General features: G+C 63.5%; 5 protein-coding genes. All 5 read right to left on the bottom strand.

Translation table 11 applies throughout. The annotated features are described in order from the left end of the window. Positions 1-809 (bottom strand): HNH endonuclease (locus tag FJY73_13945; GenBank protein MBM3321761.1); only part of this gene is annotated, 809 nt, incomplete at its 3' end. A gap of 38 nt (positions 810-847) precedes the next feature. After that, positions 848-2,038 (bottom strand): ATP-binding protein, encoded by a 1,191-nt coding sequence (locus tag FJY73_13940; GenBank protein MBM3321760.1) that lies wholly within the window; start codon positions 2,036-2,038, stop codon positions 848-850. A gap of 125 nt (positions 2,039-2,163) precedes the next feature. Then, entirely contained in the window at positions 2,164-2,511 is a 348-nt protein-coding gene (locus FJY73_13935) for a hypothetical protein (GenBank protein MBM3321759.1), read from the bottom strand. Between the two features lie 43 nt (positions 2,512-2,554). Beyond that, positions 2,555-3,268, bottom strand: coding sequence for a DUF433 domain-containing protein (locus FJY73_13930; GenBank protein ID MBM3321758.1), 714 nt, complete (start codon positions 3,266-3,268; stop codon positions 2,555-2,557). A gap of 142 nt (positions 3,269-3,410) precedes the next feature. Further along, positions 3,411-4,901 carry a hypothetical protein gene (locus FJY73_13925; protein ID MBM3321757.1) on the bottom strand — a complete coding sequence of 497 codons (1,491 nt, stop codon included), beginning with the start codon at positions 4,899-4,901 and terminating at the stop codon, positions 3,411-3,413. Positions 4,902-5,035: the final 134 nt, after the last annotated feature.

Below are 5,035 nucleotides of genomic sequence, written 5' to 3'. Positions count from 1 at the left end.
CGGCTCACGCGGAATCGGAGATCGGGCGTCACGCTCACGTAGCCCTTGTCGAAGAGACGGTGGATGTCGGCGCGAAGGAGGATGCCGTTGCCGTACTCGTGCTTGCCGGATTTCTCGTACGGGCGGATGTGCGCGGCCTCGAGAACCGGGAGGGAGTGCTCGGTCGTCACTGCGCACGCGCGGTCGTACGCGTCGAGGATCGCGGCGCGGAACGAGCCCTGGCCGAGACGAGGGTGGATGAGCGCCGGACGCCCGTAGCGCTCTCCCTCGGCGATCTCGCGAATCCGCGAGCGAAGCTCCATCGGCGTCGGGATCGACGCGGCGCGAACGAGGCACTCCTGCCAGATGCGCTGCCCCTCTCCGACCGCGAGGTCGTACGTCTTCCCCTGCACGATGGGCGAGCTCCAATCGCGCGGTTGCTCGATCCACTGCTCCTCCGCGAAGAAGACCGGATCGCTCACCATGAGACGGCCGATCGTGGGATCCTCGCCCGGCTCGAGAGCGCGTTTCCCGCGCTCGCGGTACCGGAGGATCTGCCGGAGCATCTCCTCGAAGGTCGGCGCGCCGTTCTTATCGCCGAACGCATCCCACGCGAGCGAGGCCGGAAACCTCGACGCATGTGCGAAGAACCCGAACCCGCCGATCGCATAGTACGGTGCTTTCAGCTTAAACAAAAACGGCGCCCCCGGCGGGATCGCACCAAAACCGCTCCCACCCCCCGGCTGCCAGAAGTTCACCTCGTCCAGATCCGGCCGCGATCGCAAGAACCGGAACCAGTCGTGATCGGTGTTGGCGAGGTAGCCGCGCATTGGATTCCGCCCTGCCGCTCTCTCGAAGAGCCGCAGGGTCAAGCCCCGCTCTTTCGCTTCTTCTTTGTCCCGGCCCGGTTGGTCAGGGCCTCTCCGCCGCCCGTTGCGAGGTCGGCGACCGGCATCACGCTCACATTCGCTCCGAGATCATAGCGTACATCCCCCGGATAGAGCACGGTCAGCTTCTCGAGTCGGAGGTCCTCCATCGCGATCCTCATGGAGCTTGTGAGATGAGGCGCGTCCTGGAACTTGATCTCGACACCGAAGCGCTTCCCGCCGCGGACGAGGAGGAGATCGAGCTCGGCTCCCGTGTGCGTCGCCCAGAAGTATGCGCCGTCCACCTCGGCCGCTTTCAGGACTTCCTCGATCGCATAGCCTTCCCACGAGGACCCGACGGCCGGATGCGACAGGAGATCCCGCTCGGTTCGAATCCCGAGAAGAACATGGAGGAGCCCGGTATCCCGAACGTAAACCTTTCGGGCTTTGACTTGTCTTTTCTTGAGGTTCGCGTGCCAGGGCTGGAGCTGTCTGACCATGTAGAGACCCGCGAGCAGGTCCAGATAGCGACGGACGGTCGGCAGGCTCACACCGAGCGAGCGAGCCGGATCGGCCGCGTTCCAGACACGCCCGTGGCTGTGGGCGATCATGGTCCAGAAACGAAGGAGCGCCGTGGACGGAATCGTGATGCCGAGCTGCGGTAGGTCTCTCTCGAGGAAGGTCCGGATGAACTGCTCGCGCCAGGCGTAGCTATCGTTCTCCGACCGGGCGAGCGTGGAGGGAGGAAAGCCACCTCGCCTCCAATGACGTCGCAAGTGCTGCGCCCCAATCTCGCCGAGCCCGAACCCGGAGAGGGTCACGATCTCCAGGCGTCCGGCCAGAGTCTCCGTCGATTGACGGAGCAAATCGGGGGTCGCGCTCCCTAGAATGAGGAAGCGGGCGGGAAGCGGGCGGCGATCGGAGAGGACCCGGAGGACAGGAAAGAGATCGGGGCGGCGCTGGATCTCGTCGATCACGACGATGCCCCGAAGAGGGGAGAGCGCGGTCATCGGCTCGGCGAGGCGCACGAGGCTTCTCGGGTCCTCGAGGTCGAAGTAGGATGGGGAATCAATCGGGACGATCTGGCGGGCGAGCGTGGTCTTCCCCGATTGTCGAGGGCCGACGAGAGCCGTCACGCGGCTTCGCCTGAGCGCGGTCCTGATCTTCCGCAGCCATTCCGTACGCTCGATCATGCTCCCATGTTACCACGAAAATCGAACATCGGATGTTCTTTTTTCAGGGTGGGATTTCGGCGCTCCGGCGGGCCTCCTGTCGGTCTCGCGGTGGTTTCCTCGCAACAACATGGCCGTTCAGACGCTCACTTCAGGTCCGCGACCATGCGGACCGAGCCATCCTGGTAGATCCTTGCGATGAACGGCGGATCGTTCCTTCCCGTGAAACGGACAATCCGCCTCGCGGCTCGGCCAACAATCTCCGCGACCTCCTGTCCCGTGCTGTTGGCCGCAGAGACCACGAAGAGAGCGACGCCGTGCTTTCGGACGACCGCTTTCGCCCCCTCTCGGTAGCGGATCTTCTGATCCTGCGTGAGCGCGATCCATCTCGCACGGCCCGCAGCGGCAAGCCACTCCTCGTCCCGCGCGTCCGGGGCGAACTCCTCGTCGTGGACGATGACGGGGTACCCGAGGGATCTCAGCCTCGCGGGCACCACCTTCCGTCCCATCGACCGGTCGACGAAGAACGTGGGGGGATCACGCCGCGTGGAGGAAAAGCTCGCAGCGGATCGCCTCTTGGATTTCTTGGTGGGAGCGGCCATAGTCCTCGGCCAGGTCCTCGATCGACTCGCCGGCCTTGTAGCGTTCCGCGATGACGGTGGTGGGGATTCCGGTTCCAACCAGGACAGGCCTGCCGAAAGCAATCAGCGGGTCGATCATCACGGTCTTCGGCGCTTCGGGGACGGCGGCCCGTGTGAAGGGATAGAGTCGGAACGGGATGCCCCTCGCGTCCCATTCCACGCGCTTCAGGTGGGCGAGCAGAAACTCTCGGATGCCGAGCTGGCCGCTCTGCGAGATGTTGATGAGCTGGCCGAACTTCTCGACAAAGAGATCGACGCCGTCGGAGGCGAGCCTCTGATCCGCGAGAGGATGAGGCGACGCGAAATGGCGCTTCAGGTAATCGATCGCCGACCGCACGTGCAGCAGGCGCACGTTGTGCTCCTTTCGCACGGCCGAGAGGACATGGATCTCGACAAGGTTGACGAATGAGAGAATGAGCTTCTTCGAATCCGCGGGCGCGATCACGGGCGAAAAGCGGCGAACTCCCGACTGCGTCGGGTACGGACGTCCCGCGACCCACGAACGGACCGTCGCCGGAGGGACGAGAAGGTAGCGCGCGGCATCCGGGATGGAGTAGGAGGGAAGAGACCGCGGATCGTCCTCTCGAAGTTGACCGAAAGATCTGGGCATGTTGAAGGGGCCCCCCTCGATCGTGGATCGATCCGCAGCGCTCGGAGCGCCCGGACCGAATGGCGAACTCATTCTAGTCCGTGCTCGGCCCGGCGGCAAGGGGGAGGATGTTCCCAAGCTTCATCCTGATGCTGCCGACCGTTTACGACGCCGTCTCGGCCTGCGCCTCGTCTGCGTCCCAGTCCTCAGGCTCTTCGTCGTACGCCTCGGGGACCACCCCGGCGCGGAATAGGTCCAACTCCCGGGTGATCTTCTTGCCTGTGGCGGCTTCGATCCGTTGGATCAGCGCCTCCGCGCGCGACTCGAAGAACTCCCAAAAACGGTCCGTGCGAAGGTCTTCCGGCGAGATGCAATGAGATCGCAGGATCGCATCCATCCGCCCGGAGTCGATTCCAGCAGCCTTCTCGATAGCAGGAAGGTACTTCGACGGCGCACGACCTCCGATCTGCCGATTGGTTGTTGCCGAGAGAGCCGTCTTGTTAATGATGCTGTTGTAGATGCTTCCATCGAGACCGGCCGCCTTGCACCACTGCTCAGGAAAGATATGATGAATGTCGATCTTCTCGTCAAAGAAGGTTTGTGCCTCGATCGGTTCGCCGGTTCGGAAGTCCCGGCCGCCGTCGCGCATGAGGAGGGCGTACAGTCCCTTGTACGCGGAGCTGTTCCGTGTGCGCAGCGTGAGGAGACGGTTGGTCTGGAAGCTCGACTCCTGAATCGTGATGGGTTCCGTCGCGTCGCCGCGAACGAAGGCAGTCACCTCCGGCAGGTCGCGCGCGAATCGGCTCTCAATCGCACCGCCGTAGAGCTCTCCAAGCACCCCGCACCAGTACCATCGGGCAATCTTCTGGCGCGCGCCCTCGGTCTCACCTTCTCTGTCCAAGTCCGCGAGGATTGCGGCGAGGGGCACGAGTTGCGTGCGGTAGGGGAGATCGCGCGCCTTGAAGATCTTCTGGCCGTAGAGGAACCGTGCGGCCCTCGTGAAACCGTCCTCGACACGATCGGCCCAAGCTTTCCAGTCCGCGACCTCCAGCTTCAGTATGTCTTTCCTCTTGCAGCTGATCCCGGGTGCCTTGTCGATCGCGGCGGCGGTCTCGATCGCTTCGCGCCGGCGCGTCTTCGTTACCAGAAGAGACACGGCTTGAAGGAAGTCGTCGCTCTGGAGGCCCTTCAGCACGGGATGCCGGCTCTTGAGCTGATGTTCGCGAGCGTTCCAGTCATCCCGAAGCTGGTAGTCGTCGGCAGCGAACGATGCCGTCAGAAGCTCGAACACGGTCAGGGCCATACCTTTGGTGTTCACCCGTTCGAACACCAGGCACACGGCTTCCTTCGGCGTCTCCTTCTTCAGCTCGATCACCGGCACCTGGTACTGCTCGAAGCGTTTGATGACCTCACGCTCGAATGTGTCAAAGAGCTGTATCTTCTCCGGGTCATAGCGCCAGTGCCGGTTGTACGCCTGACGCCATTCCGCACTTGCGAAGATACGGTTCGCCGGGAACATGTCTTGCTCGTACTCGCGCTCGGCCGTTCTCACCTCGAGCGCGATCTCCCCACCGAAGGTCTTGACGAGCCGGTCCTCGGGGACGCTAAGAACAGCTTCCTCCCGATCGTCTTCGTTCGCGAGCGCTCTCTTCATGTCAAGGTATTACGGGGAGCAGGATGTAGTTGACATTCTCACCAGGCGGCATACTGGACCTCGGGGGCGTCGAAGTAGCGACGCACAAGCTCGGGGCGGCGCTGGGTACTTCTCAGGTACGAGCGGACCGAGCG

This window comes from Candidatus Eisenbacteria bacterium (genome assembly GCA_016867715.1).
Taxonomy (GTDB): domain Bacteria; phylum Orphanbacterota; class Orphanbacteria; order Orphanbacterales; family Orphanbacteraceae; genus VGIW01.
This window is presented reverse-complemented; position numbering and strand designations above follow the sequence as displayed.

Excerpts from the sequence above, each read along its gene's own strand:
- FJY73_13940 (MBM3321760.1), bottom strand. The coding sequence starts at position 2,038 with ATGATCGAGCGTACGGAATGGCTGCGGAAGATCAGGACCGCGCTCAGG.
- FJY73_13930 (MBM3321758.1), bottom strand. The coding sequence starts at position 3,268 with ATGCCCAGATCTTTCGGTCAACTTCGAGAGGACGATCCGCGGTCTCTT.
- FJY73_13925 (MBM3321757.1), bottom strand. The coding sequence starts at position 4,901 with ATGAAGAGAGCGCTCGCGAACGAAGACGATCGGGAGGAAGCTGTTCTT.